Origin of the sequence: Haloarchaeobius caseinilyticus, assembly GCF_051207395.1 — an archaeon.
Taxonomy (GTDB): Archaea; Halobacteriota; Halobacteria; order Halobacteriales; family Natrialbaceae; genus Haloarchaeobius.
Genome location: NZ_JBPJZC010000003.1, coordinates 421,316 through 447,485, shown reverse-complemented (window position 1 = coordinate 447,485; position 26,170 = coordinate 421,316). Strand labels below are relative to the sequence as shown.

The following is a 26,170-nucleotide window of genomic DNA, read 5'->3' as shown; positions in this document are numbered from 1 at the left end:
CCTGTCCCCGGCAGCTTTTTGGTCAGAGCAGGTCCAGTTCGCTGAGGTCCGCTTCGAGGGCGTCGCGGTCCGACTCGTCCATCTTCCGGAGCGGGTCACGGAGCGGTCCAGCCTCGAACCCGCGCAGCGAGAGCGCGGTCTTCACGCCAGCCATGTACGGGCCGCGCTTGAGCGCGTCGCGCACGTCGTACACCTCGCTCTGGAGTTCCCGAGCACGGGCTTCGTCGCCCGCGTCGTAGGCTTCGAACAGGTCGACGACGAGTTCGGGGAAGACGTTCGCGACGGCCGAGACGAGACCCGCACAGCCGACTTCCAGCCCGGGGAACAGCAGCGAGTCCGAGCCAGCCATGAACGTGAGTTCGGGGTGGGCGTCGATGGCCTGTCCGAGCCACGGCACGTCCTTGCTGGAGTCCTTGATACCGGCGAGGTTCGGAATCTCGGCGAGGTCGTCTACGGTGTCGAGCGACAGGCTGTTACCCGTCTTCGACGGGATGTGGTAGACGTACACCGGCAGGTCGACCGCGTTACAGACGCGGCGGTAGTGCCGGAGTGCGGCCTCGTGGTCGACCGGGAAGTAGTACGGTGTGACGACGACGAGGCCGTCAGCACCCGCGCGCTCGGCCGCTTCGGCGCGGTCGACGGTCCGTTTCGTACTCGGCGAACCGACGCCCGCGATGACGGGCACCTCGCCGCCGACCTCGTCGACGACCGCTTCGACGATGTCGTCTCGTTCGTGGCCGTCCAGCAGTGGGAACTCACCGTTCGTCCCGAGCGGGAAGACGCCGTGCGCGCCGCGGTCGACCACGTACCGGGCGTGGGCCGCTGTCTGCTCGTAGTCGACCGACTCGTCCTCGTTGAACGCGGTTACCGTCGGCGGTACGACACCGTGGACGTCGAGCGGGTCGTCGGTGCCAGACTGGGGTGCGTTGTTGCTCATACGTGTTACTTACGCGGATTCGAGTTAATTCTTGTCCTGGCTCACCACGGGGCGAAGTCAGGGTCGACGACGCGCTCTTTACGGTCGATGGTATCGATTTTCGCCACGTCTTCGTCGTCGAGCGAGACCGCGAGCGACTCCCAGTTGTCGCGGATGTGGGCCTCACCGGTCGCTTTCGGGATGGCGGTGACGCCCTTCTCGCGGAGCCACGCGAGGCTGACCTGCGCTTCCGACGCGTCGTGTTTCTCTGCAACGTCCTGAATCTCCGGAACGTCGAACACCTCGCCGCGGGCCAGGGGTGAGTAGGCGACGAGGTTCACGTCGTTCGCCTCGGCGTACTCGCGGAGTTCGTCCTGCGGGAGCAGCGGGTGACACTCGACCTGATTGGCGAACACGGGCGCATCGAGTGTCTCGCGCGCTTCGTCGAGATGCTCCGGCTCGAAGTTCGAGACGCCGACGTGGCGAATCTTCTCCTCGTCGTACAGCTGGTCGAACGCGGCCAGTGTCTCCTCGGCGTCGTAGGTTCGCGACGGCCAGTGGACGTACAGTAAGTCGACGTAGTCCACGCCGAGTTTGTCCAGACTCTCTTCCGTCGTCTCCAGCACGTCGTCGTGTTCGAGGTTGTCGATCCAGACCTTCGTCGCGAGAAAGACGTCATCGCGGTCCACGTCGGCTTTCGCGATGCCGTCGCCGACCGACTCCTCGTTCCCGTACGCCTGCGCCGTGTCGATGTGACGATAGCCCATTTCGAGGGCTGTGGCTACACTGTCGGCACACTGCGCTTCGTCCGTGTTCTGCCACGTCCCGAGGCCGAGCATCGGCATGTCGTCTGCGAGCGGGGCGCTCTCGACACTGCGCTGTTGCTGGTCAGTCATCGTGTTTGGGTGCAAGGCTGGCCCAGAAAAGTGGGTTGGGAAAGCGGTAGACTGTGTACAGCTGACCGGTTCCGTGAACGAGTGTTGATGGACGGAGCACAGTCCTCACGCGCCGCTGTACTCGACGACGCTACTACCAAGAACGCGCAGAACAGTACGGCGGACTGATAGCCGGGTCCGTATTCGAAATCCACCACCGCCACCGACTTCCACCAGGCGCGCGACCGCAGCGTACGCCCCGTGTGTCAGTCTGTGTGGGTCGCTCCCGCCGCGTATCGTCTCAGCTGATGAATTTGTTGTCTCGCCAGTTCACACCGTTACTGGCGGCCTTGCTCTCCTGTCGCCCCTCGACGACTTCGATGGTCGCGGGCCGGTCCTCGCCGTCGACGATGCGCGTCGCGTCGAGGTCGCCGTCCTTGGCGGTGATGGCAGTGAGCGTGCCTTTCTCCGCCTGGCGCGCGATGTTACAGAGTACCTGGAACATCTCGTACTGGAGCAACGAGTTCTGCAGGACCGTCTCGCGGTCACCTTTGAAGGCCGCGAATTCGACGAGTTCCGAGGGAATCTCTTCCTCTTCTTCCTCGCCCCAGCGCGGACCCCGACGGTCGTCGGGTTCCTCTTCGTACACCCGGTTCTCCGTCACGCTGGCCTTCAGCTGTGCGGTCGGGGTGTACTTGCTCACGTTGTTGTTGGCCGCAACGGCCTTCAAAATCAAGGTGTTGTTCCGTCGAGTTACGTCGACGGCGGTGATGCCGTCGGGAAGTTCTGGGTCGTCGTCCAGGTACTCTCGAACTGTTTCGAGGGGTAGTTCAAGTGTCGAGTGCAACCGGTAGACGTGGCCGGATTTTTCTGCTGACATGTGTGAAGGGGGGTGTCACGGCGCAGTCGTGTCGCCAGCCGCTTACCCAACAATAGGGGCGTAGAGTTTAAATGACCTGCTGTTTATTTCACTGGGAAAGTTGAAAAACGACTAGGTGGTCCTAGCTATTCAAGGTGTGGGTTATCCTTGCAAGGTCTCTCCTAGCTCGCCACGTTCGTCGAGTTCTGCGAGCACGTCACTCCCGCCGACGAACTCACCGTCGACGTAGGTCTGGGGAATCGTCTCCCAGCCACTGTACTCCTTGAGTGCGGCGCGGAACTCCTCCAGCGACTGGAGCACGTCGACGGTCTCGTACTCCTCGCGGTGTGTCCGGATGAGGCCGAGTGCGCGGTCGGAGTAGCCACACTGGGGCATCATCTCGGTGCCCTTCATGAACAGGACGACTTCGTTGTTCTCGATGGTGTCTTTCACGAGTTCGTCGACTTCTTCCTGCGGGAGGCTCTGGTTCGGGTCGAACGTCATAGGGCGAGGTAGGGAACCGTCGCTGAAAGGCATTACGTCGCTATTCTCGGTTGAGGCCGAATTTGTCGGTGCCAGTAGTCCTGTCGGCGTCGCTGATGGAGCGTTCGAGAAGCAGTTCACGAATCACGACGGTACATGACCACACCGCGTCCTCTCCCTCCCACAGCCACAACCTCCCCATCCGATTCGCGTCACTCACTTCGTTCGTTCCGCTCATCCCTCGCGCGATATCTCCATCGCGGGCCTCGCTCTCGCTCGGCCACGCTCGGAAGCGCGCGCCAGAGTGATCGGGCAGAAACAGTCGCCACGGAAATTCCGAAAAGTCGTCGCCGTCTCGCGCGCGCTTACTCGTCGCTACCGACTGTGATGACCTGCAGGAGCGAGTAGACGGGGATGTCGGCGACCTCGTCGAGGCCCTGCTTGTCCACGAGGACGCAGGCTGCGACCGGGTTGCCGCCCTGTTCGCGGATGGCTTCGATGGTCTCGGTCATCGTCGTCCCGCTCGTGATGGTGTCGTCGACGACGTAGCAGTCGCGGTCGCGAATCTGCGCGAAGTTGCGCGAGAACGAGCCACCGAGGTCGTCGAGGTCCCCCTCTTCCCACTGGTGCTTGCGCGGCGCGTACGAGGCGAGGTCGGTGTCGAGTTCGCGCGCGATGTGGGTCGCGATGGGCGCACCGGCTTTCTCGATGCCGACGGTCAGGTCGACGTCTTCGCCTTCCTTGTTCAGGAGGTCGGCCATCGCCGAGGTGACGGCTTCGAGACGGAAACTGTCGCGCCCGATGGCAGACCAGTCGACGTGGATGTCCTGATGGCCGCCTTCGGGGACTTCGGCTGCGGGGTCGGCGTCACCGGGGGCGGCACCGGACCGTTCGACGAGCCAGGAAGCAGTCTCACGGGAGACGTTGAGTTCGTCGGCGATTTCTCCCTTGGAGAGACCGCGCTCGGCTAACTCGGCTGCACTCTCGATGAGATCGTCAACGTTCTTCATATGCGGCTGAATTCGACGGCCGTTTTTATAGTGCTATCGTCGTCCGCAAAGGCCGCGTCGAGGTCGTCCAGCCCGTAGATTCCGGTCACGAGGTCGTCGTAGAACCACTCGGGGAGGGCTTCGAGGCGGTCCACGGCCGCCTGGAAGTGCCGGACGTTGGAGTTCACGCTGCCGACGAGCGCCTTGTTGTGCAGCACGAGTTCGCGGTGGATGCGGCCGCCGTCGACTTCGAACTCCCAGTCGCCGGGGACGCCGAGGAGCGCGCCGACGCCGTTTGGTGCGAGCGCTTCGACGGTGTCGAAGGCGTGTTTCGCGTAGCCGGTCGCCTCGTAGACGAAGTCCATCGATTCGTACTCGCCGGGAATCGCGGAGACGGGTGTCTCGCGCGAGTCGATGTAGGTGCCACCCAGTTCTTCGATGAGGTCGATGGTCGGGTCGGGGCGGCTCCGCCGGCCGAGACAGTAGGTGCGCTCGAAGCGGTCGCTGGCTTCGAGCATGGCGAGGGTGAGCAGGCCGAGGCTCCCGTTGCCGAGGACGAGCGCGGACTCGGGGTCCCACTCGAACGCCGAACGCGCGGCGAACGCGTGTTCGAACGCCTTCTCGGAGATGCTGATGGGTTCGACGAGGAAGCCGAGTTGCGCACGCTCGCGCGGAAGGTCCACGAGACTCTCCTCGGGACTGGTGAAGTACTCGCTCATGAATCCGTGCGCGCCGACGATGCCACGCTCGACGTACTCCCCGTCGGGGGCCATGTCCGCCTCGCCGCGCTCGAAGTAGTCGTTGGTGCCGTTCGGCGGACGACGGACGGTCGGCACGACTACGTCACCCTCCTCGAACCGCGTCCCGTTCGGGTCCTCGACGACGCCGACGGCTTCGTGCCCCAGGACGAGGTGGTTGGACCCGTCCGGGAATCGGCCGTGGCCGCCGTTGATGACTTCGTGGTCGGTCCCGTCGATACCGACCCGGAGCGTCCGGACGAGGACCTCACCCTCGCCCGGTTCGGGCCGGGGTTTCTCGATGACCGTCGGTTTTGTCTCTCCCTCGCGGACGACGACTGCGTTCATACCTATGGCAACGCACCCCACCGACAAAAAGATTTATTCTATCACGAGTAAACAATCAGTATGCGGTGGGTGACTCGTGGATTGCTACCAGTCCTCGGTCACAGTCCCATGTGTATGCGGTCCACGAGTGTCGCAACGTTGCGTGCCATCATCCACCGTTTTACCCACGGCACGAGTAGGTGTCACACAACATGGAACGATACGACCTCCTCTACCGGCTGTACGACGATTTCGACACGGCGACCTTACGCGACTATCAGGAGTTCGTCGACGTGTTCCCGCCCGTCGACTCGCGCGTCGCACTGGAACACTGGCAGACCGCGAGCGACGAACTGGAGAGTCGAAAGAGCGAGGTCCGCGAGGCGTTCGCCGCGGGCGAGACGTTCGCCGAAGTCGCGGCGCGGGCGACGCGCGACCAGGCCTTCACCGCACTCGACCTCTTCTCGAAGTACGGCGCAGCTGTGAACGTGTTCGTGCTGGACGTCGACGAGACGCTTCGCTCCGCGGGCAACACCGACAACGAGATTCCACGCGAGACGCTGCACCTCCTCACCGAGTTCTACGAGGACGGCGTCCCCATCGTCATCTGCACGGGCCAGACGCTGGAGAACGTGAAGGGGTTCATGATTCAGGGCCTCGGCAGCGAAGTCGTCCACTCGGGCGACCTGAGCATCGTCTACGAGGCGGGCAACGGCGTGTTCACGCCGGGCCACGGCGCGGAGACGAAGCAACTCCTCTACGAAGACTTAGACGAGAGCGTCCGCGACGTGTTCACCGACGTGCGCGCCCGCGTGCTCACCGACGCGCCCGAGTCCATCCGCCACGGCTGTCACTTGCAGGGGAACGAATTCAATGTCACCCTGAAGCCGAACTTCGAGACCGGGAGCAAACGCGCTCGGAACGTCATCGACGAGGGCCTCATCTACCAGTTAGACCTCGTCGGCGAATCGGTCGCGCGCGCCACCGACGAAGACGCCACCGACGCAGTCCAGTGGTCGCGCAAGTTCTACGCGAACGCCGACCCCGAGATTCGGAGCGTCCTCGAACAGGACGGCGGCTTCCCCGACGTGAAACTCGACGAGATTCCCGACGCGGTCATCGAGATGTTCGAGCGCATCGACGTGGCCTACTACGAGGCCGACGCCGCCGAAGTGACCAGCCTCGAACTCGACAAGGTCGCTGGCGTCGAGGCCGCCTTCGACGTGCTCGACGTGGAGGACCCGTTCGCCCTCGTGATGGGCGACTCGAAGTCCGACCTGCGCGTCATGAAGTGGGTCGCAGAGAACGGCTCCGGCATCGGTGCAGCCCCGGAACACTCCTCCAGCGACGTGCTCGACCACGTGCTATCGACCGACGAACTCGTCTTCGACCGCGGGAAATCCGCCGAGATGCTCCGGACCGTCTACGCCCTGAACCGACTGGCGAACCTGCGCTGGAACGGCGACTAAGCGATTTTTGCCCGGCGACGAGATTTTCACAACCGGTCTGGCGCGCGCGGATTCGCGTGTCGAAGACCGCGAATCAAAAACGCGCGAGGGATGACGAGCGAGGCGAGCGGAGTGAGCCGAGTGAGGAATCGGATGGGGAGGGTGTGGCTGCGGTCATGTTCCATCGGCAGTCGTGGACTGTTCGGCAAGCAAGAGTCCTAACGAATAGCACCAATCCCGCCATCCGATGATTACAGAACCGGAATTCTCGAAACCGAGAACAAACAGTAATGATACCGATAGCGAACGAAGGGCGAAGACATAAATCGCCGTCGCGCACTGTTTCGACGCAATGGCAGGCGTCGTCGACGAGATACGGGTCGACCTGATTCGACTGCACGAGACGTGGATGGAACTGGTCTTTCCCCGCCAGCGAACGTCGGGAAGTTCGGTCCTCGGGAAGTGGAAACCGTCGACCACTGGCGAAACGGTCGCGTACCGGGGCTGGGGCGCACTGGGCGCGCTGTTGGTCGCGCTGGCGTATCCCTTCGCCCTGTTCGGCGTCGTCGCGCGCTGGGGCGTGTACAACGTCGACGACTTCTCCGAGTATCTGGGGCTCATCGGTTCAGTCCTGCTCGTGGCCGTGCTGTGGGGCGCACTCTCCGCACTCGCCCGGTTCCAGTTCTCCACAGAAGGATTCATCGCGGTCGCGGCGGCGGCGACCGTCGCCACGCTGTCGGCCGCCCTCGCGGTGGTGTTCTCCCGTGTCGGCGGCCGAATCACGTCCATCGTCGTCGCCTACCCGCTGGCGATGACGGCCGTCTTCCTCCCGCCGGTCGTCGCGGCGTTCTACTCGCCGACGCTCGGTGAGGTGGTGTTCACCGAGAGCGAGTCCATCGCCGCGTGGTTCCTCGACAACGTCGTGGCTGTCGGCGGCATCAACGAGTACCTGCGGACGCAGTACGACCTGACCGGCGTGGCCTACATCGGGATGTGGCTCGCGGTGTCGATTCCGCTCGGCTGGCTGCTCGGCGTGCTAGTGACGCTCGCCGAGATCGTTCGGCCGTCGAACTGAGAACTGTCGGAACAGGGTCGAGAACAGGTCGTGGGCAGGTCGAGAAACAGCCGATTTTTCAGGCCGGAGCCGCCGTGCTTTCGTCGGAGAGCCAGACGCCGCAGGCTGCGCCGAAGGCGACCAACCCGAACCCGAACACTCCCGCTGCGTAGTGGAACTCGACACCGAGGCCTTGTGCGAGCATGAGCGTGCCGAACGTCGTGCCGCCGGCGAGGACGCCAGATGGGTGGCTCTCGTCGAGGCCGTCACCCCACACGAGTTCAGGGTACTCCCAGAGAATCGCCGCCGTCATAGTGAAGATAACGAACACGCCAGTGAGGAGAACCGCGGACTGTGAGTCCAAAGCGGCGAGACCAGTCGCGACGACTCCGACGACGACCGCAAGTGCATAGCGGAGGAGTTGCGTCATACTCGCGCGTTCTCGTCGTGGTGTCCTAAGTGTATGCATCGTGACCAAAAAGCGACGAGATAGGTACGTCCCGACCAGTGTGAGCGGCACGTTTCGACCGTACTGCCGATTCCGTGGCTGTTATTCACATGCAAGACATACGTTTCGTATGGAGTTCGACCTCACCAGAACCGCAGTCGTCTTCGTCGCCATCGTGGCGCTGGGCGTCGTCGGTCTCATCGCGTCGCCCGTGCCGATGGAGACTAGCACCATCCTCATGATGGTCACGCCCTCGATGCTCGTCTTCGGAGCCATCTGTCTCGCGTTGGGCGTCAAACACGGCGAGTGGCGCGCGGCCCACGCCACCGCGCCGTCGACCCCGAGTACGGCCGACGACTAGAACGGAAAGTCATTTCTGCCGACCAATCGAGTTTCGAGCAATGAGCGACCCGCTAGAGCAACTGCTGGGCGGCATCGACCCGACGACGGTCGGCCGGGGATTCGCCGTCGTCGACGCGCTGGTCGGTCTCGTGTTCGTCGCGAGTCCACTCTACCTGCTGACGGACGCCGACCCGTCGGCCGCGGGCATCGTACAGGTCGTCCACGGCATCGCCGTCGTCTTCGGACTCTCGCTCCTCGCGCTCTCGTGGGTCGGTCGGCACGGGGCACGACCGTTGGCCACGATGGGGCCGGCGCTTTTCGGCGTCCTCTTACTCGTCCTCGGCCCGGTGCTCGACTACGTGCCCGGGCAACTCTCGTGGGCAGGGCTGGCGCTGGCCGGTGTGTTCGCCGTCACAGTGCCAGCGCTCTGGGTCGCGTATCGAGACCGGCCGGCCGAGTGACGGCCGTCAACCGGGCGAGTGAAGAAAGTGAAAGGTGGTGCGCTCAGTTCAGTGGTCGTCTTCGCGCCACTTGTGTTCGCACTCGGTGCAGATGAAGAAGCGCGTCTCGGACTCGTCGGCCGAGCGAATCTGTTGCATGTACCAGTACGCTTCCTCGTTGCTACACTGGGGACAGCGAGCGTCGGTGCGCGCGAGGCCCTTGTCCTCGGCGTCGCTCACGTCGACGACTTCGCTGACCTCCTGTGCCTCGGTCGTCACCATCGACGCTTCGGCGACGGAGTCGCGGGCTTTCTCGTGGCCGCAGCTCCCGCAGACCCAATAGTCTCCCTCCGTTTTCATCATCGAACCGCATTCGTCACAGAACTCCATTGCTAGCAGGTCATACGCCGGTCGGGAAACTTAAGATACCCGCTTCACCCCTCCCCTACTCGATTTACCCTTCTCCTTCTGACTGCCCCGGCTCGCCGACGGCTTCTATCGGGAGCATACTCTGGAGTTCGAGGTAGAGGTCGTCGGGCGAGTCGAACGAATCGCTCTGGGTCTCGGAGACGACCTCCCCGAGGTTCGTCTCGCCATCGGCGAGGGCGACTGTGATGTCGGACAGTTCGACGGCCGCGTCGTCTCGCATGACGGGATACGAGAGGTCGTCGAGGACGCGTTCGAGGTCGTTGAGCTTTACCTGTTGTGCCATACGCCACCATACGACGTGAAGACGCTTGACTGGTGTGGCCTGAACTCGCCAGGCAGAACTACCAAATAGCGGTCCTGCGTACCGCCGCCTGATGACTCTCTCGGACGAGGCCCGCGAGCGGCTGGCAGACATCGTCGAACTCCAGCCGACAAAGAACGCGGAACTGCAGGAGCGGTGGGGGTTAGAGAGCGGTAGCGAGGTCCATCAGTACCTCGAGAACGAGTTGAAGGACTACTACTACCGCGACGACAACAGCCTCATCCGGGCGACGGCCGAGGCGAACGACATGGTCGACGTGGAACCCGGTGTGCAGGCCGACGAGGACGCAGGCGGCGTCCCGAGCGCGGTCAGCGTTCCGGAGCTACAGGCGCACATCATCGCGGTTCTGGCCGGTCCCGACGAGGACGGCCAGAGCGTCGTGAGCGTCCTCAACGACCTTCGCGAGGAGTACGGCGACGACCCCGAAGTCGACGACGTTCGTTCGTCGCTCCAGTCGCTCCGGCGCAAGGGCGTGGTCGAAGTCGTCTACACGACCGTGCCGACGTTCCGTCTCGCCGTCGCCCGCGACGAAGTGGAAGTGAGCGTCTCGTCGGCGTGATTCCCGCACTGACGACCGACCGGTTATGACCGTCGTCCTCTGCGGCATCGGCGCGGACACCACCAACGTTTCCTTTCACGATTCTCGCGTCCCGCGCATCGGCGACGACGGCCGGTTCGAGTACGTCCCGATTCCGGAGAAGACGCACGAGACGGCCGAACCGCGGACCTACGGCGACCTGAAGTGTCGCAACAGCGACGCGACGATGGCCGAGACCATCGCCAGCCTGACGCCCGACCCCGATGGCGATGGCGCGCGACTCACCGACCCAACCGAGATTGCAGACTATCCGCCCCACCACGACCCGAACTTCGACGCCCTGACCTACGGCGAACACCGGCCGGGCTACGTCTCCCGACTGGCGGACCTCGTACCCGACGAGGACGCGGTCGGGTTCTACACCGGACTGGAAGACGCCGATGGCCGGTTGCATCGCTATCTCGTCGGCTGGTTCCCGGTCGCGCGAAAGACCGTCGTCGAACCCGACGACGACCCCGAGACGAAGCGCGAGAAACTGGCTCGTCATCCCGACAACGCCCATACGCTGCGGGCGGTCGGTGGTGTGCCATACCGCAACGACCGCCGGGTCGTCCTGCTGGATGGTCCCGAAGTCGGGGACGATGCCAGCGAGGGCGCAAGTGACTGCGGCCTGTTCGAGCGTGCTGGCCCACAACTGAGCGTCTTCTCGGCGTTCGGCGGCGAACGACGCGGCTACTACCTCGCCGACGACTTCGCCCGGGACTTCTCCGTCGTGAAACCGGCACACGACCCCGACAGTGACGAACGAGGCGACAAAGCAGGCCTGACGCGGAAACCGGCCGTCGTCTGTGACTTGGATGTGGAATCGTTTCGAGCTGTCCTCTCGGACTGATACCCCTCGATTTATCATCAGTTCGTATAAATCACGGGCCATGTCCGAAGGCTATCGTGACCCGTGGCCGCCGCTCTACGCACTTTTGCTAGCGAATATCCTCTACGCGAGTGTCGAGAGCGCCCGCTACAGTTTCGACTTCCCGGCGACGCTGTTCCTCTGGTTCGGCATCTACGCCGGGATGCTCGGCGGTGGAATCATGTTCGCCGTAGCGATGTGGCCCCGTGTCGTCGACTTCTTCGAGGGAGGCCTCCTATCGACCGAGACAACCTAATTTTGCGACAGAGAGTAGACAACGCACTCACTCGTCTGCTTCCAATCCGGGTCGCCGACGCGCCCGCCGCCCCGCCAACAACGCCTTCACCCGTTTTCCCGGCCCACCTTCGATGGGCCAGCCCTTCGTCCGCCAGATGGGCGGTTCGGGTTCGAACTCGCCACACCGACCGGAACACTCGCCCGCGGTCGGGCAGTGCCCTTTCGTCGCACACCACGGCATGAGCGGGCCATCGGCACGAAGCTCGAAGTGCCGACAGTCCGGGCGCATCGTGTCGACGTACGACCGCCAGCCGCGTTCGTACGCCCGCTCTGCGATTTCGGCGCGCTTCTGCGCTTTCCACTCCGGGTCGGCGTACTCGAAACTCGCTGCTGAGGCGTCGAACTCGCCGCCGTCGGGTCGGTCGAGGATTCGCGTTCCGGGGTCGGAAACGGCGAGACTGCCAGCGTGCCAGGCCACGTTGGCGGTGGTGGTCGCTGTGCCGGTCATCTCAGCGGTTCCAGCAACAACGGTCAAAATCCCGGCTTCGACGGGCATCCCCTCGAACAGCACCGGCTCGGCACGCTCGCCGGTCTCGCGCGTGGCGACCCACGCCTCGTCGGCCAGCGAGAGTGCCACGTCGTACTCCACCTGCGCGAGCAGTTCCCGGGCCGCACTCGCGTCCAGGTCCGGTTTGTTCTCGATGGCGACGATTCGCTCGACCCAGTCCGGGTACGCCCACTTTCGCCGAATCTCGATTCTGTTCCCCTGCTTTCGATCGTCGACGATACCGCGGTCGCTCGCGGTGTGGATGGCCTCGCGGACGTAGCGCCACGGGTAGCCGGGGTCCGGCAGGCAGTCGCGGTAGTAGGTCCAGCCTTCGGGCGCGTTCCGGACGACGTGGAGCAGGTCCGAGTCGAGCGCCGCGCGCCCGAAGTTCGCCCGCTGGCGCAGACCCTCGGGGTCGCATTCGAGGACGATGGTGTCCCAGCGTCGCCGCCGGGTGCCGAGTTGGCGCGCGACGAGGATTTCCGAATCCGTCTCGCCCTCGGGCGGCCAGTTCGCCTCGGCCCAGCGACAGACGCGCAACTCGAACGCGAACTCGGAGTCGTCGCCGGGAAGCATAGCCGAGTCTGGGTTCGGGTGGGTCGAAGGCGTTTCGGTGTTCGGTATCGTCTTGGTTCGCTCCGGTCGTCGTCGGGACTGTCAGTGTCGACGAGCAGTTCACGACTGCCGATGGAAGATGGACCGCACCGCCACTGCACAGCACCTCGACCTCCCCATCCTCCTCACTCGACTCCGTCTCGTTCGTCCCTCGCGCGGACTCGCGGCCGAGACCGCGAGTCTTCGCGCGCCAGAGTGTATGGTGGGTCCCGTCACGAGGACGGCGAAAGTCCTCATCGTCGAGGCAGTCGCTCAGAGATGTAGAACGAAGGGGGATAAAGAATCGAGACGGCCCGCGGGGCCGGTGGCGGGCTAGATGCCGCCGTTCTTCTCTAAGTCGTCGAGAAACTCGTGTGCGTCTTCGAGTATCTCACGTGGACCGTCCTGGGTGACGGTGTTTATCGCCTGGTCGTAGTCGCGCCACTGCAGGTCGCGGTGTTCTTTCGACAGTTCTGCCGACGCCTCGTAGGACTTCGCAATGAACAGGTGGACCGTCTTGTGGATGGTCTTCCCGTTCGCCTCGAAGACGTAGTCGTAATCTTCTCTGAATCCGTCGATGAGACGGAAATCGTGGATGCCTGCTTCCTCTTTTACTTCTCGAATGGCCGTCTGTTGGAGTTCTTCGTCCCCTTCGACGCCGCCCTTTGGAAACTCCCAGTCGCCCGGGCGACTCTTCAGCAGTAGATACTCACGCCGGCCCCGCGTGTCCCGGTAGAGGATGGCACCTGCGCTCGTAGCTTCGACTGCCATTACCCATTGGTAAACAAGCACCCGTTAAGAGAATATCGGAGCGACCGCGCCAGCGATTCGTCCGGCGCGTCTCGCGGCCATCCACGAACACATCTCAATGCCTTTTTGACGCTGAACGCCCACACACAATACAACCGACAATGAGTTTCGTCACACGTCTCACACTACAGAGCGGCGATAGAGCCGTCCTCGAGTCCGTCGTCGAGGACATCAGCGAGACAGTCTCCCGGAAGGGAGCAGAGATGAAGGGGCCGCACTCGTCGCCACCGGAGCGACTGCACGTCCCGCTGCACAGCCGACCCGCGGCCGACGACGACGCCGAGGCAGAGCCGAGGACGTTCGGCAACTGGAACTACACCGTCTACAGCCGCCAGATAGAGATCGTCGGTCACGACGAACTCGCACGCTCCGTCGCCGGGCGCGACTTCCCGCAGTCGATTCACGTCGAAGTCGAAGTCGAGCAGATTCGCTCGATGGGGTCGTAAGTCGACTGCGCGACCGTCTTCGACTCGCGCTGTCGGCTACTCGTCTCGTTTTTCTCGCTCTCCCTCGCTCTCTTTCTCTGCTCAGTCGTCGCGTGACGGTTTGCGTGAGTTTTCTGTCGGGTCTCGGACGGCCTGGCGGTCCGATGTCTCGTCTCCTTCGCCCGGTGTGCCGTCCTCGGGGTCGTCGTCCGGGTCGCCGTACTCCCAGCGGAGGTTGACCGACGCGTCTCGTTCTTCACCGCCGAGGGGGCCGGGGCGCGCGACGTGACGAGTGTGGACGGTCGTCTCGGTCGGTGGCGGGAGCTGGACCGTCCCGCGCTCGGTTTCGACGACGATGCGAGTCGCCGTCCCTCGCAACTCGTCCAGTTCGTCGAGGTCTGCCACGAGTCGTTCCCAGTCCTGCGGCGGTGGGTCAGAAGTCCACGAAATCTCGTCGGCTGTCTCGGTCCGCCCGGCGAGCACCGCGTTGATGGTCGCTCCGAGCAGGATGATGACGCCGGTGACGTACAACCACGTGACGAGCAACAGGACGGTCCCGATGACGCCGTACGTCTGCGACGCAGCGATATCGACGTAGTACTTGAACGTCGTCTCGACGGCGGTGAGACCGACCGCAGCGAAGACGGTTCCCGGGAGGACTTCGCGCACGGTCACTGGCGCGTCGGGGAAGACGTAGTACATCGGGAACAGCGCGAGCGAGACGCCGCCGAACAGTGCGAGGTAATCGACGACCGGGTCGTAGGGGGTCGCCGAGTCGACGGCGAAACTGGTTCCCGCGGCTGCGGCGACCACGACGGCGAGGACGACTGCGACGAGGACGATTATCCCGTCCACGACGTGGCCCACGACGCCGCCGCTCTCTTCGACGTGGTAGATGTCGGAGAAGGCGGTATCGAGGCCGCGGAATATCTTGAGCATCCCCCACAGCAGTGTCACGGACCCGACCACGGTGATGCTGGTGTCGTCGGTCGCGGCCGTGACCGCCTTGGTGAGGACTTCGGCGTTCGTCGGCGAGACGTACCCGCCGACAGTGCTGACGACGGCCTGCCCGAGTGCGGGCTCGCCCGCGAGACGGAACGCCGAGGCGACGACGAGCAAGAACGGGATGAGCGAGACGAACGCGTGGTAGGCGATGCTCCCCGCCATGAACGTCACGTTCTCGGCGCGGACCTCCCGGTAGATGCCACGGCAGACGTCGCGGACGCGACCGCCGAGGGCTGTCATCGGTCGAACTCCGTGTCCGAAACGGGAAAAGTGGCGGCCTACACAGCTAGAACGGGAAAATTCGCGGTTTCGTGATGTTCATCCTCTCGATACCGTTCCGGTCGGCGTCACCCGCGACGACGCCACGACAGGACGACGCGGCCACCGCGCTCGCTCCCACCGAGGAGTTTCGGGCGACTGATTCGCTCGCTCTCGGCCTCCGCCGTGTCCGGTGCGGGCAGCGTCACCTCGCAGTCGCCGACGCGGACCGTCACCGGCCCGCCGTCTTGCAAGGCTTCGTCGAGCCGAGCCAGGTCGTCGTCGAGTGCGTCGTGGTCGGCCTCGGTCGTGGCCGCGACGTTCCACGACAGGGCGGCCACGTCTTCCGAGCGTCCGGCAAGCACCGCGTTCAACGCCGCGCCCACGAGCACCACCAGTCCCGAGAAGTACAGCCACGTGACGAGCAGCAGGATAGCCCCGACGACACCGTAGGCGTCTGCTTTGCCGGCGACAGCGACGTAGAACTGAAACACAGACTCCAACGTCGCCCACCCGGCCGCTGCGAACACGGCCCCAGGGACGACCTCGCGGAGCGTCACGTCCTCGTCCGGGAAGACGTAGTACATCGGCAGAAAGACGAGCGTGAGTCCGGCGACGAGCATCACGAAGCCGAGCGATTGTCCGACGAGCGACCCGTCGACCGAGACGAGCGTCCCCATTCCGGCCGCGACTGCGGCGGCGAGGCCGACCGCGACGAACACGACCAACCCGTCCGAAAGTTGGTCGGCCAGCGTGTTCTCCGCCTCTGATTCGTAGATGTCCGAGAAGGCGGTGTCGAGGCTTCGGAAGATTTTGAGCGTCCCCCACACCAGCGCGACGATACCGACGATGGAGACGCCCGCGCTCGCCGTCGCGCGCTGGACCGTCTCGGTCAGTAACTCGCCCGCGTTCGGCGAGAGGTACGACCCGATGCTGAACACCACGTCGAGTGCGAGTCGCTCCCCGCCGATGGCGGTGAGCGCGGCGAGCAACACCAGCATGAACGGGAGCAGCGAGATGAACGCGTGATAGGCGATGCTCCCCGCCATGAAGGTGAGGTTCTCGGCTTTGACCTCGCGCTGGACGGCGCGTACGACCTCGATTACGCGACTCGGTTTCACCCAGTCACCTACGCCTGCTGGTAGGATAAAGCTCGCTTCGTCGCTCCCCGGAGGAACTATTTCCGTCTTGCCCGAAACTCACGACAGATGTCGCACGACGACTCCCGCCGCAGAACCGGTTCACTCCGGGCCGTCCTCCTCACGATGCTGCTGTACTCGGTGACGGCGACGCTGGCCGTGGCGGTCGGCACCGACCCACTGACCGAACTCGCCGTGGTGAACCTCATCTTCGGTGGCCTGCTGCTAGTGTTTTTACGAAACCACGCGGGTGGTGACGGACTCGGCCCCGAGTACTACGTCGGTGCGTTCATCGTCCCACTCGTCGCCGGGGCTGCGTACTACATGCGCCACCAGTCCGCCGAAACCTGATTCTGCGACGACATCACCGAACACGCACCGCACGCCGGTGTCTGTCCCGTTAAGTACGTCCGGTGCGTCGCCCCGCGTATGGTAGACTCCGACTGGTTAGTGTCGCTGCGGCGTGAGTTCCATCGTCGCCCAGAGCCCGCCTGGCGCGAGTTCTGGACGACGAGTCGCGTCGTGGAGGAACTTCGACGACTGGACGTAGACGAGCTGTACGTCGGCCCGGAGACACTCGCGGCCGACGACCGAATGGCGGTTCCCGACGACGCCGAACTCGACACGTGGTTCGAGCAGGCGCGCGAAGAGGGTGCAGACGAGGAGATTCTCGACCAGCTCCGGGGAGGCAACACCGGCGCTATCGCCGTCATCGACAAGGGCGCAGGGCCGACAGTCGGCCTGCGCGTCGACATCGACGGCCTGCCGATTCGCGAGTCCGACGAGGACAGCCACCACCCGACGGCGAACGGGTTTCGGTCCGAACACGAGGGCTACATGCACTCCTGTGGCCACGACGGGCACGCGACGCTCGGTCTCGGCGTCGTCAAAGCAGTACAGGAGAGCGACTTTGCTGGCACCTTGAAGGTCTTCTTCCAGCCCGCAGAGGAGGTCGTCGGCGGCGGCAAGGCGATGGCCAACTCCGGCCACCTCGACGACGTGGACTACCTCTTCGCGGTCCACCTCGGCCTCGACCACCCGACCGGCGAAATCGTCGCCGGTATCGACGACTTCCTCGCGGTGAAGCACCTCGACGTGACCTTCACCGGCGCGCCCGCCCACGCGGGGGCGAAGCCCGAGGAAGGCAAGAACGCGGTCCAGGCGCTCGCCACGGCGGTCCAGAACCTCTACGGCATCGCTCGGCACTCCGACGGCGCGACGCGGGTCAACGCGGGCAAGCTCCACGCCGGGACCGCCGCGAACATCGTGCCCGAACACGCCTTCATGGAGTGTGAGGTCCGCGGCGAGGTGACCCACCTCAAAGACTACATGGACGAGCGCGCGACGAGCGTCCTCGAATCGGCCGCCGCGATGCACGACTGCGAGGTCGAGGTCGAAGTCGGCGGCGAAGCACCCAGCGCGACCAGCGACCAGGAACTCGTGGACCTCGTCGGCGACATCGCGAACGAGAACGTCGACGTGGACAGCCTCGTCGAGCGCGACGCCCTCGGCGGCAGCGAAGACGCGACCTACCTGATGGAAGCCGTCCAGCAGAAGGGTGGCCTCGCCTCGTACATCTGCGTCGGCACCGACCACCCCGGTGGCCATCACACGAGCACGTTCGACGTGGACGAGCACAGTCTTCCACTCGGCGTCGACGTACTCGCGTCAGCCATCGAGCGGGTCGCTGCAGAGCGTCCCTGACCACGCGATTTCGCTTTACGCATCCGACGCCTCTGTTTAGGTATGAGGGAACGAACCGACCCTGCAGCGACGCGTCGGGACTTCCTCAGGTTACTGGGGGGGACATCGGCGCTCGCACTCGCATCGACGACGACCGCACAGGAGGGGACGACACACACCGTCGACATGACCGACTCGTTGGTGTTCGACCCGGACGACCTCATCATCGCACCGGGTGATACGGTCCGCTGGATAACCGTCGGCAACGTCGGCCACACCGTGACTGCCTACGAGGACGCGATTCCGGACGCTGCGGCGTACTTCGCTAGCGGCGACTTCAGCAGCGAGTCGAACGCTCGGAACAACTACCCGCGCGGAAGCGTCGAGAAAGGGGAAACGTACACGCACACGTTCACCGAGCTCGGGTCGTACGAGTACTTCTGCATCCCACACGAGAACGTCGGGATGGTCGCGAAACTCGAAGTCCGTGAGGGCGGTGCACCGGCGGAAGAACCGGCCACGTCGCTCCTCCCGGACAGCGCGCTGGCCATCGGTGCGGCGATGGTGTCGGCGATGCTCGCGGTACTCGGACTGGTGTACGTCTTCATCCACTTCGGCGGGAACTACGAAGGAGAGGACGACGAAGGTCGTCGCGGCGCGGTCTAGTACTTCGCTTCCGCGCCGGTCGTCTCGTAGACGTTCTCCATCAGGGAGTCACGTCGGGACTGCCACATGCCGAACTCGCTCGGCCGCGAGGGGTACTCCTCGTAGTGTGCGAGCAGTTCGTCGGCGCGCTGTTTCGTCTTGTAGAACTGGTAGATTTGGCGCCAGTAGCCGTAGCTCTTCATGGCCAACTGGAGTTTGAACATCGTGCTCATCTGCGTGCTGCCCTCGTACAGCGCCTCGGCGAGTTTCTCGCCCGGGAGCGCGGCCATGAGGCCCATCAGGTCGTCGACGTCGACCGCGGTCGAGAGGATGTTGTACACGTCGAGGGCGGCGAAGCGACCGCCGAAGTGGTCCATGACGCGCTCGTTGTAGTTCCACAGCGCGGCCTCGCTCACGTCGCCGGATTCGAGCGCCTCGATGGCTTGCTCGCCCGCGTACTTCCCGCCGTATGCTGCGCCCGCGATGCCGCCGCCGGTCGTCGGGTTGACGTGCCCCGCCGCGTCGCCGATGGCCATGTAGCCGGGCGCGACAGCCGAGTCGTAGGGTCGCCGAGTCGGCAGTGCCGCGCCGAGTTTGTCCTCGACGCGCGCGCCCTCGAACTCGGGCCGGTTGCGCAGGTCGTACTTCAGGTCCTCGACGAGCTTCATCGGCTCCTCGGTCATCTGGAAGCCGAGACCGGCGTTTATCTCGGTCTCGGTGCGCGGGAAGTACCAGAGGTAGCCCGCGGCGCGCTCGGTCGGCTTGAAGACGAGGGCGTCGTCCCACTCGACCGGTTCCTGCACGTGGACGATTTCACGGTAGGCCGAACAGAACTGCGAGTAACTGACGTTCGTGTCGAACGTGGAGTCCGTGAACTGGACTTTGTCCTGCAGCAGCGAGAGCGCGCCCGCGCCGTCGATGGTCAGCTCGGCCTCGTACTCGACGACCTCGCCCTTGCGCTTCGCGCGCAGGCCCGTGACGGTCCCGTCCTCGGCCTGCACCACGTCCTGCACGACGGTGTCGTAGTGGAAGGTCGCACCCGCCTGTTTGGCTCCCTTGATGATGAGGCGGCCGTACTCCCAGCGGTCGATGACCGCGAGTTCGCCAGGCACGGGGATTTCGAGGACGGTGTCCTCTTGCGGAATCTCGAAGCGGCCGTGGTCCACGCCCGTGTTGGTGAACGCCGACTGAATCTGGGACTTCGGGATGGCCTCGGGGAAGGCGTCCGCACCCTTCAGCGCGTCACCGCAAGCGATGTGGCCCGCTTCTTGCTCGTCCTTTCGCTCGACGACCACCACGTCGTATCCCGCTCCAGCGATGGTCGCAGCCGCGTAACAGCCCGACGTTCCGGCCCCGACGATGGCCACGTCGAACGAATGCGTCGTCATGGATTGCCGTGTTCGCCGCAGCGAAAAAACGTTTGCCACCTGATTCTGTCGTCGCGCTGAACCCACAAAAGGGATAAAGAGTTTTGGTCCGGACTGGTGAATTCGCCAGCATGACCGACTACACCGTCGAATTCGTGGGGACGGGCGAGGAGATTACGGTCTCCGACAAACAGACCATCCTCAAGCGGTGCATCGAAGAGGGAATCGCACAGGAGTACTCCTGCCGGGTGGGCATGTGTCTGGCCTGCTCCGCCAAAATCGTCGAGGGTGAGGTCACCCAGCCCGCCGCGCGCGCCTTCACCGACGAGGAGAAGGAGGAGTACGCCCTGACCTGCATGGCGCGCCCGCAGTCCGACCTCGTCCTCGAACGCGGCGTCTACCCGCCGAGCATCGAAGAGGACGCTGCCGGCGTCTCGGAGTCGGCCGCGGCAGACGACTGATTCGGTTCTTCGTTCTCACTCAGTACACGTCGTTCACGTTCGGCAGACTGTCGGGTCTGTGTTCCGAGAACCACTCCGCCGCGAAATCGACGAGTTTTGGCTGGTCGCACAGTCGCGCCGTGGCCGCACCGACGGGACCGATGCTGACCACGTCCGGGTTCTCCGCCTCGAACGCCCTGCCGGCGTCCGGGAAGTCGTCCGAGAACACTTCGAGGTCGGCGTAGCGTAGCCACGTTCGCTCGCCGTCTTCGAGAATCGGTGCCCCGTTGGCCTTCAGTTGCGGGGGATGCTCGTCACGGTACTCCGCGAGGTGAAGCGACGTGTTTCGGTCGTAGCCGACGCCGAGGAGCAGCACCTTCCCGCCGAGGTCGTACACGCGGGCCAGCGGGGACTCCTCGCCGAGCGGTTCGTCGTAGCTGTGGTCGGCGGTGACGGATTCGGCGTCGGCACCCCACGCGGCGAACGAGACCGTCGGGTGGCGACTGCGAATCACACCGGGGTACGTCCGGAAGGTCTCCGGAATCACGCCCATGCCGCGCGTCGGGGTCACGGCGGGCCGATAGGCGGGCATCGTCTCCCGGATGCGCTCTTTCCAGTCGTCGGGGACTGGCGGGTTCTCCCAGTAATCGGGGTCAGAGTAGCCGCCGGAGTGGGTCGGACAGACGACCGTCCCGGCGTCGGTGACGGCCGCACAGAGTGCGTCGACGACGGCCGGAGGACCGCCACAGACCCACCCGAGTGCGGAGAGCGAACTGTGCACGATGATGGTGTCGCCCGGTTCGACGCCGAGTTCGTGCAGGTCGCTCACGAGCCGGTCGACAGTTATCGGGTCGCTGCTGCGGTCGACCGCGTCTTGTTCGCTCATCGTGTCGCCGCGCAGTTGTTCGGTCCGAGTTCGACTTCGAAGGCGTCCGCATCGGAGAGCGACTCGCGCCCCAGATTCGCGTCGATGATACGCTCGTAGTTCGCCGGTTGCGGCGGCATATCGGCCAGGACGAACTCGACGAAGTCGTCCTCACGAAGTGACAGTGCGTCGAGTCGGTCGCGCACCTCGCCGATGGTCGCCGTGTAGGTGCCGTCGTCGGCACGGGGCGAGTTCGGGCCGTAGTGCGCCGGCGCGAGTCGGACACTGTCGGGGTAGGTCAGCACCTTCTCTTGCAGCGTGTGGTAGAGCTGTCGGGCCGCGTCGGGCGCGCCCTCGTCGCCGTCTTCGAGGTCGGGCCGGGCGACGCTGTCGAGGAACAGCCCGTCGCCCGCGAACAGCACGCCGTCGTACTCGAAGGCGGTCATCTCGCTGGTGTGGCCCGGCGTGTGAATCGCTTTGAGCTGGGCATTGCCGACTGACAATGCTTCGCCGTCTGCGACCGGTCGCACGTCGAACGCCAGTCCGCGTTCTCTGGCGAGTTCGGGCAGGACGGGTTCGGCATCACTCTCGGCGGCCACCGCCCGGACGCCGGAAACGTGGTCGGCGTGGACATGCGTGTCGACGGCGTAGCGGATGTCGGCCCCCCGTTCGTTCGCGTCTTCGATGTACCGGTGGGTGAACGCGCGGAGCGGGTCGACGACGACGGCCTCGTCGCCCACGACGACGAGGTAGCTCAGACAACCGCTCGCGGGGCGGTCGTACTGGATGACGGTGCCTGGGACGTCGTCGAGTTCACGCGCGACCAGCAGTTCCGCCCACGCATCCATCCCACCGGCGAGGTTGTAGGCGTCGACACCGGCGTCGACCAGCAGGCCAGCCGCGTGTCGACTCGCTTCTCCCTCACCACACACCGCGATTATCGGTTCGGCCACGTCTGCGACGAGATCCGCCGCGGTTCCCTTGACCTCTGCCTGCACGAACTTCACGTGCGGAATCTGGCGCGCGGTGACCGACGGCCCGTCGACGTGCCACGACTCGAACTCGTCCCGGTCGCGCACGTCGAGAATGGTGACGGCTTCACCCGCCAGCAGCCGCTCGTGGAGCACGGCCGGCGAGACCGACGGCACCGACCCGTCGGATTCGGAGTGTACGCTCATGCCACACCGGTACGAGCGTCGAGAAAATAAACACCCCGTCATAGTGACCCACGGTAACGTTCAAGCCGCCGGCAGAAGTTGGTCCGGTATGGACGCGACCGCGTTACGTGAGGCCGTCGAATCGGCGAAAGCGAACGAACTCGACCGCCTCGGCTCCTCGAAGCTCCTCATCGCGCTGACGGACGCCGAACTCGACGAGCCGTCGATACTCCGCGCGGCCGCGATGAGCGAGTACCTCGCCCGCGAGACGTTCGCGGCGTGGGCCGCCAGTGAGGACCAACCGGACGCCCGCGACGTGTTCGAGGAGGTCGCCGAACAGGAGGCCGAGCACTACGACCGCGTCGTCGAGTGTCTGGGGACACGGGCAGAGCCAGACAGCGTCGGCCCACTCCACACCTACCTGCGAAACCGAGACGACACCATCGAGCGAGTCGCTGCGGGACTGCTCGGACGCGGGCTGGTCAGTTCGAAGACACACCTCCAGATAATCTCGTTCTACGTCAACGAGGCCGACGAGAACCGGGCGAACTTGTTCCGCGACCTCCGGAGCGAGACCGAGGAGGAAATCGACATGGGACTCGCGCTGCTCGACGACCTCTGTACCGACGACGAGGACTGGGAGCGCGCACAGGCCGTCGCCGAGTACGTCGTCCAGCTCGCGTACGACGACTACGCCGATTCCCTCACCGAACTCGGCGTCGACCCGAAGCCCATCTGTTGAGACCGTTGGCTGCCCGTCGTCGCCGCGATTGGTCGTCTGGACTTCAGCCAATGGGAGTTAGAGAGTCGAGAACGTGACGAACAGCGAGCTCGGCGGTGCGAGAATCGAAGTGAAGACGAATTCGGCGGTGGCCGCCGAGTAGGACGGCGGTACCATCGCCCTGTCGACCTGAAAAAGCCGGCGCGTTCCCACACCGTCCTCAGCGAGCGCGTCGTCTGAGCGCGGCGAGGAGGACACCTTCTGGGTACAGTGTCGCTGGTGCGACGCCCAGCAATCGCGCGCTCCCACCCGGGTGGGAGTACCTGTCGAACCCGGCGACGCTCACCCCGCGGACTCGAACGTCGAGCGTCGCGCCGCTGGCGGCGAGTCCGTCGAGCAGTCGCCGAATCGGCCACTGGCGGTTCGCTCGCTGGAGTCGTCTGGCGACCCGGAGCGTCGGCGCGTCCACGACGACTGTCCGACCGTACCCCGTCACGGTGACGACCTCGTCACCGAGTCGAAGGCGAAGGTCGGCATCGATGCGTAGGTCCTCACCGAGTCGACTCTCGGTGTCAGTCGCCCCGGTGTCAGTCACCCCTGTCTCTGTGCTCACTGCTCCGAGGTCGTGATGGTCAACGAGCCATCGAGTATCCACTCGGCGTGTTTCGCGTCGGACCCGGCTTTGCTCGGCACCTGCACGTGCATCTCCTCGAACTGGTAGGTTATGGCTGCACCTCGCCCGGTGAGGCGGTCGTAGAGGGCGATTCCGAGTTCGGGCCACGTGGTCGTCTCGTCGAGCGTCTCTCGTTTGGGCATCTCTGCTTCTGCCATTGCAACCGACTCTAGGCGGTCCAGGCGCATAGAGTCGCGTTGCAGAAGAGAGACAGTTCGGGTAGTTGTTTTCGAAAAATCGGGTGGTGATGGCCGGTTCCACCCGGCTTCAGTCGTTCCGGGCGAACGTCAGGTAGCCGGTGTGGCCGACACCGCGGGTGCTCGGTCGCGAGCCACGCTCGTCGAAGTCCATCTCGCGCTGGATGGTCTCGTACGTGGTCACGTTCGAGAGGCCGACTTCGCGGGCGGCCATGGCGGCCGCGCGCGTTTGCTCGACGAACGGTGAGTAGACCGCGATGTACCCACTGCGGACGAGCAGGTCGTCAGCGTGTTCGACGACGGTCGCCGCGTCGCCAGTGTCGAGTGTGATCACGTCGAACTGCCCGAGGTCGTCGAGGTGCTCGGTCAGGTCGCCGGTACGAACGTCGACCTGGTCGTCGACGCCAGCGAGTCGCATGTTCTCGCGAGCCACGTCAGCGAACTCCGCCTTTCGCTCGAACGTCGTCACGTCGGCACCAGCACGGGCCATGTACGCCGAGAGGACACCGGTACCAGTCCCAGCGTCGAGGACGCGGTCACCGTCGCCGATGCCGGTCTCGCCGATGACGAGGCCGATGTCTCGGGGCATCATCGGCGCGCCGGTGCGCTCGAAGTGCGTGAACAGGTCCGGGCCACGCATCGGCCGGACGTGGAACGCTTCGCCCAGATGGCTCTCTAAGGTCTGGCCTGGTTCGACGTCATCGGGGACCTGCACGACGCCGAGGTCAGTCTGCAGTTCGTCACCCGGCGGGACGAGGTATTCACGGTCGCCGTGGACCAGCAGGACGCTCACTGGAGGTCGTTGACGGCCGCTGCGAGGTCGCCGTCGTGGGCTTCCAGTGCTGCTCGGGCGTCGTCTGCGCTCGCGCCGGTCTGGTCGACGACGAGTTGCACGTCGGACTCGGGGATGTCGGAACCGCCCGACTCGACATCAGCGTCGCCGCCTTCGATGGCGCTCGCGCCGCCTGCGCCGCGTTCGCGCTCTTCGGGCGAGCCGACGATCTGGTAGGTTTCCTGCCCGCGGGCGTCCATCTTGGTCACCTGCGCGTCGTCGAAGACGAGGTCGAACTCTTCGGTTCGGATGATGACCTCCTCCGCGTCGACTTCCTCGACGTCGATACCCATCTGCTTCATCATCTGCTTCATCTTGCGGGGGTTCATGCCGCCGCCTCCTCCAAACATACCTGAACGCTCTCGGTGTACCGGCAAAAGGATGACGAACCGTACCACCTGTCGGTCGACCAAGGGTACCGGTCTGGGGCACGGAGTGGTTCATCCTGCTCGGGCGCGTACGGGTGGTATGGACGTGGTCATCGGAGCAGGTCCACTGGGGGGAGCCGTGGTGCGCGAACTGCGCGCCCGGGGGCGGCTCGTCCGGGCCGTGAACAGGGAAGGGATTGGAGAACTGCCAGCGGAGGTGCCAGTCGAGATGGCAGACCTTCGGGACATCGACGTGGCGACACGGGTGTTGCGTGACGCACATACCGTCTACCTCTGCCCGACAGTGGCAGCGACCGACGGGCCGGCAGCACTCGTGACGCTGGTCGAGGGTGTCATCGAGGGGTCGGCAGCTGCGGGCGCGGTCGTCGCCTACGCCGACACGCTGGCCGCCTACGGCCCGAGCACGAACCCGTACCGTGAAGACATGCAGCCGGCAGCGGTCGGCGGCTGGAGCGGCGCACGTGCCGACGCGGCAGAGACGCTACTCGCGGCGCACGCGGCCGGGCGAATCGGTGGCGTCGTCGTCCGGACGAGCGACCTGTTCGGACCGGGCGTGCGTGACTCGCCGTTCGGCGAGCGCGTGTTCGGGCGACTGCTCTCGGGCAGGTGCGCGCTGGTCCTCGGCGACCCCGACGTGGCTCACGCCGTGACGTACGTCGAAGACGCGGCACGGGCACTCGTCACGGTCGCCGAGCTGCCGGCCGCCCTCGGTCAGGTGTGGCACGCACCGTCTCCGTCGGCGGTCACGCCACGGGAGTTCGTCGAACTGGCCGCTGCGGCGGCCGAAGTCGACCCGCGACTCCGTGAGTCGTCGAAACTGAAGACGTTGCTACTCGCACCGTTCTCGCGGCGCTATCGACAGCTCCGAGAGTTCTGGTACACGTACGACGATTCGTACCTCGTCGACGACCGAAAGTACACCTCGACGTTTGGCGAGGTCGCCACACCGCTCGAAGACGCCATCGAACTGACGGTCGCGTGGTTCCGCGACGGTGGCCAGCCGGCGACGCTCGCGCGGCCGCGGCCAGTCGGGTAGTCGTTGGGAGGTCGTCGTCGCGGGCAGGTCGAA

At 64.9% G+C, this 26,170-nt stretch carries 35 protein-coding genes; 14 read left to right on the top strand and 21 right to left on the bottom strand.

What is annotated here, in order from left to right; all coding sequences use genetic code 11:
• Positions 1-22 precede the first annotated feature (22 nt).
• From ACSC1P_RS14825 to ACSC1P_RS14795, 7 genes are all read right to left on the bottom strand, one after another.
• Complete coding sequence (locus ACSC1P_RS14825; RefSeq protein ID WP_435360971.1) at positions 23-937, bottom strand: dihydrodipicolinate synthase family protein; 915 nt, start codon at positions 935-937, stop codon at positions 23-25.
• A gap of 41 nt (positions 938-978) precedes the next feature.
• On the bottom strand, positions 979-1,812 hold the full coding sequence (locus ACSC1P_RS14820) for an aldo/keto reductase (RefSeq protein ID WP_435360970.1): 834 nt from the start codon (positions 1,810-1,812) through the stop codon (positions 979-981).
• Between the two features lie 280 nt (positions 1,813-2,092).
• On the bottom strand, positions 2,093-2,671 hold the full coding sequence (locus ACSC1P_RS14815) for a DUF7110 family protein (protein ID WP_435360969.1): 579 nt from the start codon (positions 2,669-2,671) through the stop codon (positions 2,093-2,095).
• 141 nt (positions 2,672-2,812) lie between these two features.
• Positions 2,813-3,154 carry a glutaredoxin family protein gene (locus ACSC1P_RS14810; protein ID WP_435360968.1) on the bottom strand — a complete coding sequence of 114 codons (342 nt, stop codon included), beginning with the start codon at positions 3,152-3,154 and terminating at the stop codon, positions 2,813-2,815.
• Positions 3,155-3,194: 40 nt separating this feature from the next.
• A complete protein-coding gene (locus tag ACSC1P_RS14805) occupies positions 3,195-3,371 on the bottom strand; it encodes a hypothetical protein (RefSeq protein WP_435360967.1) in 177 nt (58 codons plus the stop codon).
• A 127-nt stretch (positions 3,372-3,498) separates the two neighbouring features.
• Positions 3,499-4,143: a transcriptional regulator GfcR gene (gene gfcR, locus ACSC1P_RS14800; protein ID WP_435360966.1), complete on the bottom strand. Its 645-nt coding sequence runs from the start codon at positions 4,141-4,143 to the stop codon at positions 3,499-3,501.
• Positions 4,140-5,207, bottom strand: a complete 1,068-nt coding sequence (locus tag ACSC1P_RS14795) for a glucose 1-dehydrogenase (RefSeq protein WP_435360965.1) — start codon at positions 5,205-5,207, stop codon at positions 4,140-4,142. The genes gfcR and ACSC1P_RS14795 overlap by 4 nt, the downstream gene beginning before the upstream one ends.
• 191 nt (positions 5,208-5,398) lie before the next feature.
• Between ACSC1P_RS14795 and ACSC1P_RS14790 the strand changes: the two genes are divergently transcribed.
• Both ACSC1P_RS14790 and ACSC1P_RS14785 read left to right on the top strand, forming a co-directional pair.
• Positions 5,399-6,655, top strand: coding sequence for an HAD hydrolase family protein (locus tag ACSC1P_RS14790; RefSeq protein ID WP_435360964.1), 1,257 nt, complete (start codon positions 5,399-5,401; stop codon positions 6,653-6,655).
• Positions 6,656-6,986: 331 nt separating this feature from the next.
• On the top strand, positions 6,987-7,709 hold the full coding sequence (locus tag ACSC1P_RS14785; protein ID WP_435360963.1) for a hypothetical protein: 723 nt from the start codon (positions 6,987-6,989) through the stop codon (positions 7,707-7,709).
• Positions 7,710-7,767: 58 nt separating this feature from the next.
• Here the strand turns inward: ACSC1P_RS14785 and ACSC1P_RS14780 are convergent, their stop codons facing one another.
• On the bottom strand, positions 7,768-8,118 hold the full coding sequence (locus ACSC1P_RS14780; protein ID WP_435360962.1) for a hypothetical protein: 351 nt from the start codon (positions 8,116-8,118) through the stop codon (positions 7,768-7,770).
• Positions 8,119-8,266: 148 nt separating this feature from the next.
• Between ACSC1P_RS14780 and ACSC1P_RS14775 the strand changes: the two genes are divergently transcribed.
• Both ACSC1P_RS14775 and ACSC1P_RS14770 read left to right on the top strand, forming a co-directional pair.
• Positions 8,267-8,497 carry a DUF7333 family protein gene (locus tag ACSC1P_RS14775; protein WP_435360961.1) on the top strand — a complete coding sequence of 77 codons (231 nt, stop codon included), beginning with the start codon at positions 8,267-8,269 and terminating at the stop codon, positions 8,495-8,497.
• 40 nt (positions 8,498-8,537) lie between these two features.
• Positions 8,538-8,939, top strand: a complete 402-nt coding sequence (locus ACSC1P_RS14770; RefSeq protein ID WP_435360960.1) for a hypothetical protein — start codon at positions 8,538-8,540, stop codon at positions 8,937-8,939.
• 48 nt (positions 8,940-8,987) lie between these two features.
• Here the strand turns inward: ACSC1P_RS14770 and ACSC1P_RS14765 are convergent, their stop codons facing one another.
• Together ACSC1P_RS14765 and ACSC1P_RS14760 are read right to left on the bottom strand one after the other, a co-directional pair.
• Positions 8,988-9,308: a transcription factor S gene (locus ACSC1P_RS14765; protein ID WP_435360959.1), complete on the bottom strand. Its 321-nt coding sequence runs from the start codon at positions 9,306-9,308 to the stop codon at positions 8,988-8,990.
• 64 nt (positions 9,309-9,372) lie between these two features.
• Positions 9,373-9,630 carry a DUF5789 family protein gene (locus tag ACSC1P_RS14760; RefSeq protein ID WP_435360958.1) on the bottom strand — a complete coding sequence of 86 codons (258 nt, stop codon included), beginning with the start codon at positions 9,628-9,630 and terminating at the stop codon, positions 9,373-9,375.
• A 91-nt stretch (positions 9,631-9,721) separates the two neighbouring features.
• Between ACSC1P_RS14760 and ACSC1P_RS14755 the strand changes: the two genes are divergently transcribed.
• From ACSC1P_RS14755 to ACSC1P_RS14745, 3 genes are read left to right on the top strand one after another with little or no spacing between them, the layout of a single operon-like run.
• Positions 9,722-10,228, top strand: a complete 507-nt coding sequence (locus ACSC1P_RS14755) for a DUF5797 family protein (RefSeq protein ID WP_435360957.1) — start codon at positions 9,722-9,724, stop codon at positions 10,226-10,228.
• Between the two features lie 25 nt (positions 10,229-10,253).
• On the top strand, positions 10,254-11,099 hold the full coding sequence (locus tag ACSC1P_RS14750; RefSeq protein ID WP_435360956.1) for an Nmad3 family putative nucleotide modification protein: 846 nt from the start codon (positions 10,254-10,256) through the stop codon (positions 11,097-11,099).
• Positions 11,100-11,139: 40 nt separating this feature from the next.
• Positions 11,140-11,373 (top strand): hypothetical protein, encoded by a 234-nt coding sequence (locus ACSC1P_RS14745; protein ID WP_435360955.1) that lies wholly within the window; start codon positions 11,140-11,142, stop codon positions 11,371-11,373.
• A 27-nt stretch (positions 11,374-11,400) separates the two neighbouring features.
• On the opposite strand, the gene ACSC1P_RS14740 is transcribed toward ACSC1P_RS14745, so the two are convergent.
• Positions 11,401-12,477: a DUF5787 family protein gene (locus ACSC1P_RS14740; RefSeq protein ID WP_435360954.1), complete on the bottom strand. Its 1,077-nt coding sequence runs from the start codon at positions 12,475-12,477 to the stop codon at positions 11,401-11,403.
• Between the two features lie 351 nt (positions 12,478-12,828).
• On the bottom strand, positions 12,829-13,266 hold the full coding sequence (locus tag ACSC1P_RS14735; RefSeq protein WP_435360953.1) for a bis(5'-nucleosyl)-tetraphosphatase: 438 nt from the start codon (positions 13,264-13,266) through the stop codon (positions 12,829-12,831).
• A 140-nt stretch (positions 13,267-13,406) separates the two neighbouring features.
• On the opposite strand from ACSC1P_RS14735, the gene ACSC1P_RS14730 reads away from it, so the two are divergent.
• Positions 13,407-13,751: a 30S ribosomal protein S10 gene (locus ACSC1P_RS14730; RefSeq protein WP_435360952.1), complete on the top strand. Its 345-nt coding sequence runs from the start codon at positions 13,407-13,409 to the stop codon at positions 13,749-13,751.
• Positions 13,752-13,832: 81 nt separating this feature from the next.
• Here ACSC1P_RS14730 and ACSC1P_RS14725 read toward each other — a convergent pair whose 3' ends face one another.
• Positions 13,833-14,975 (bottom strand): YihY/virulence factor BrkB family protein, encoded by a 1,143-nt coding sequence (locus ACSC1P_RS14725; RefSeq protein WP_435360951.1) that lies wholly within the window; start codon positions 14,973-14,975, stop codon positions 13,833-13,835.
• A 107-nt stretch (positions 14,976-15,082) separates the two neighbouring features.
• Complete coding sequence (locus ACSC1P_RS14720) at positions 15,083-16,114, bottom strand: YihY/virulence factor BrkB family protein (RefSeq protein ID WP_435360950.1); 1,032 nt, start codon at positions 16,112-16,114, stop codon at positions 15,083-15,085.
• Between the two features lie 87 nt (positions 16,115-16,201).
• Here ACSC1P_RS14720 and ACSC1P_RS14715 point away from each other — a divergent pair, with 87 nt between their 5' ends.
• The 3 genes from ACSC1P_RS14715 (at position 16,202) to ACSC1P_RS14705 (ending at position 18,481) form a co-directional block, all read left to right on the top strand.
• Positions 16,202-16,483, top strand: coding sequence for a hypothetical protein (locus ACSC1P_RS14715; protein ID WP_435360949.1), 282 nt, complete (start codon positions 16,202-16,204; stop codon positions 16,481-16,483).
• A gap of 78 nt (positions 16,484-16,561) precedes the next feature.
• Positions 16,562-17,836, top strand: coding sequence for an amidohydrolase (locus tag ACSC1P_RS14710; RefSeq protein WP_435360948.1), 1,275 nt, complete (start codon positions 16,562-16,564; stop codon positions 17,834-17,836).
• Between the two features lie 42 nt (positions 17,837-17,878).
• Complete coding sequence (locus tag ACSC1P_RS14705; protein ID WP_435360947.1) at positions 17,879-18,481, top strand: plastocyanin/azurin family copper-binding protein; 603 nt, start codon at positions 17,879-17,881, stop codon at positions 18,479-18,481.
• Here the strand turns inward: ACSC1P_RS14705 and ACSC1P_RS14700 are convergent.
• On the bottom strand, positions 18,478-19,848 hold the full coding sequence (locus tag ACSC1P_RS14700) for a geranylgeranyl reductase family protein (RefSeq protein ID WP_435360946.1): 1,371 nt from the start codon (positions 19,846-19,848) through the stop codon (positions 18,478-18,480). The genes ACSC1P_RS14705 and ACSC1P_RS14700 overlap by 4 nt on opposite strands.
• Positions 19,849-19,958: 110 nt before the next feature.
• Between ACSC1P_RS14700 and ACSC1P_RS14695 the strand changes: the two genes are divergently transcribed.
• Positions 19,959-20,288: a 2Fe-2S iron-sulfur cluster-binding protein gene (locus ACSC1P_RS14695; RefSeq protein ID WP_435360945.1), complete on the top strand. Its 330-nt coding sequence runs from the start codon at positions 19,959-19,961 to the stop codon at positions 20,286-20,288.
• Positions 20,289-20,307: 19 nt separating this feature from the next.
• Here the strand turns inward: ACSC1P_RS14695 and ACSC1P_RS14690 are convergent, their stop codons facing one another.
• The gene (locus tag ACSC1P_RS14690) at positions 20,308-21,153 is read right to left on the bottom strand and encodes an AAC(3) family N-acetyltransferase (RefSeq protein WP_435360944.1); all 846 of its coding nucleotides are present in this window, start codon (positions 21,151-21,153) and stop codon (positions 20,308-20,310) included.
• Positions 21,150-22,310, bottom strand: a complete 1,161-nt coding sequence (locus ACSC1P_RS14685) for an MBL fold metallo-hydrolase (protein ID WP_435360943.1) — start codon at positions 22,308-22,310, stop codon at positions 21,150-21,152. Before ACSC1P_RS14685 ends, ACSC1P_RS14690 begins: the two co-directional genes overlap by 4 nt.
• A gap of 88 nt (positions 22,311-22,398) precedes the next feature.
• Here ACSC1P_RS14685 and ACSC1P_RS14680 point away from each other — a divergent pair, with 88 nt between their 5' ends.
• Positions 22,399-23,031 carry a rubrerythrin family protein gene (locus ACSC1P_RS14680; protein ID WP_435360942.1) on the top strand — a complete coding sequence of 211 codons (633 nt, stop codon included), beginning with the start codon at positions 22,399-22,401 and terminating at the stop codon, positions 23,029-23,031.
• Positions 23,032-23,230: 199 nt separating this feature from the next.
• On the opposite strand, the gene ACSC1P_RS14675 is transcribed toward ACSC1P_RS14680, so the two are convergent.
• From ACSC1P_RS14675 to ACSC1P_RS14660, 4 genes are all read right to left on the bottom strand, one after another.
• Complete coding sequence (locus ACSC1P_RS14675; protein ID WP_435360941.1) at positions 23,231-23,623, bottom strand: hypothetical protein; 393 nt, start codon at positions 23,621-23,623, stop codon at positions 23,231-23,233.
• A complete protein-coding gene (locus ACSC1P_RS14670; RefSeq protein ID WP_435360940.1) occupies positions 23,620-23,841 on the bottom strand; it encodes a hypothetical protein in 222 nt (73 codons plus the stop codon). The genes ACSC1P_RS14675 and ACSC1P_RS14670 overlap by 4 nt, the downstream gene beginning before the upstream one ends.
• Positions 23,842-23,950: 109 nt before the next feature.
• A complete protein-coding gene (locus tag ACSC1P_RS14665; RefSeq protein WP_435360939.1) occupies positions 23,951-24,673 on the bottom strand; it encodes a methyltransferase domain-containing protein in 723 nt (240 codons plus the stop codon).
• Positions 24,670-25,062, bottom strand: coding sequence for a nascent polypeptide-associated complex protein (locus tag ACSC1P_RS14660; RefSeq protein ID WP_435360938.1), 393 nt, complete (start codon positions 25,060-25,062; stop codon positions 24,670-24,672). Before ACSC1P_RS14660 ends, ACSC1P_RS14665 begins: the two co-directional genes overlap by 4 nt.
• Between ACSC1P_RS14660 and ACSC1P_RS14655 the strand changes: the two genes are divergently transcribed.
• Positions 24,962-26,137 (top strand): NAD-dependent epimerase/dehydratase family protein, encoded by a 1,176-nt coding sequence (locus ACSC1P_RS14655; RefSeq protein ID WP_435360937.1) that lies wholly within the window; start codon positions 24,962-24,964, stop codon positions 26,135-26,137. The two genes, ACSC1P_RS14660 and ACSC1P_RS14655, sit on opposite strands and share 101 nt — an antisense overlap.
• The last annotated feature ends 33 nt before the right edge of the window (positions 26,138-26,170 follow it).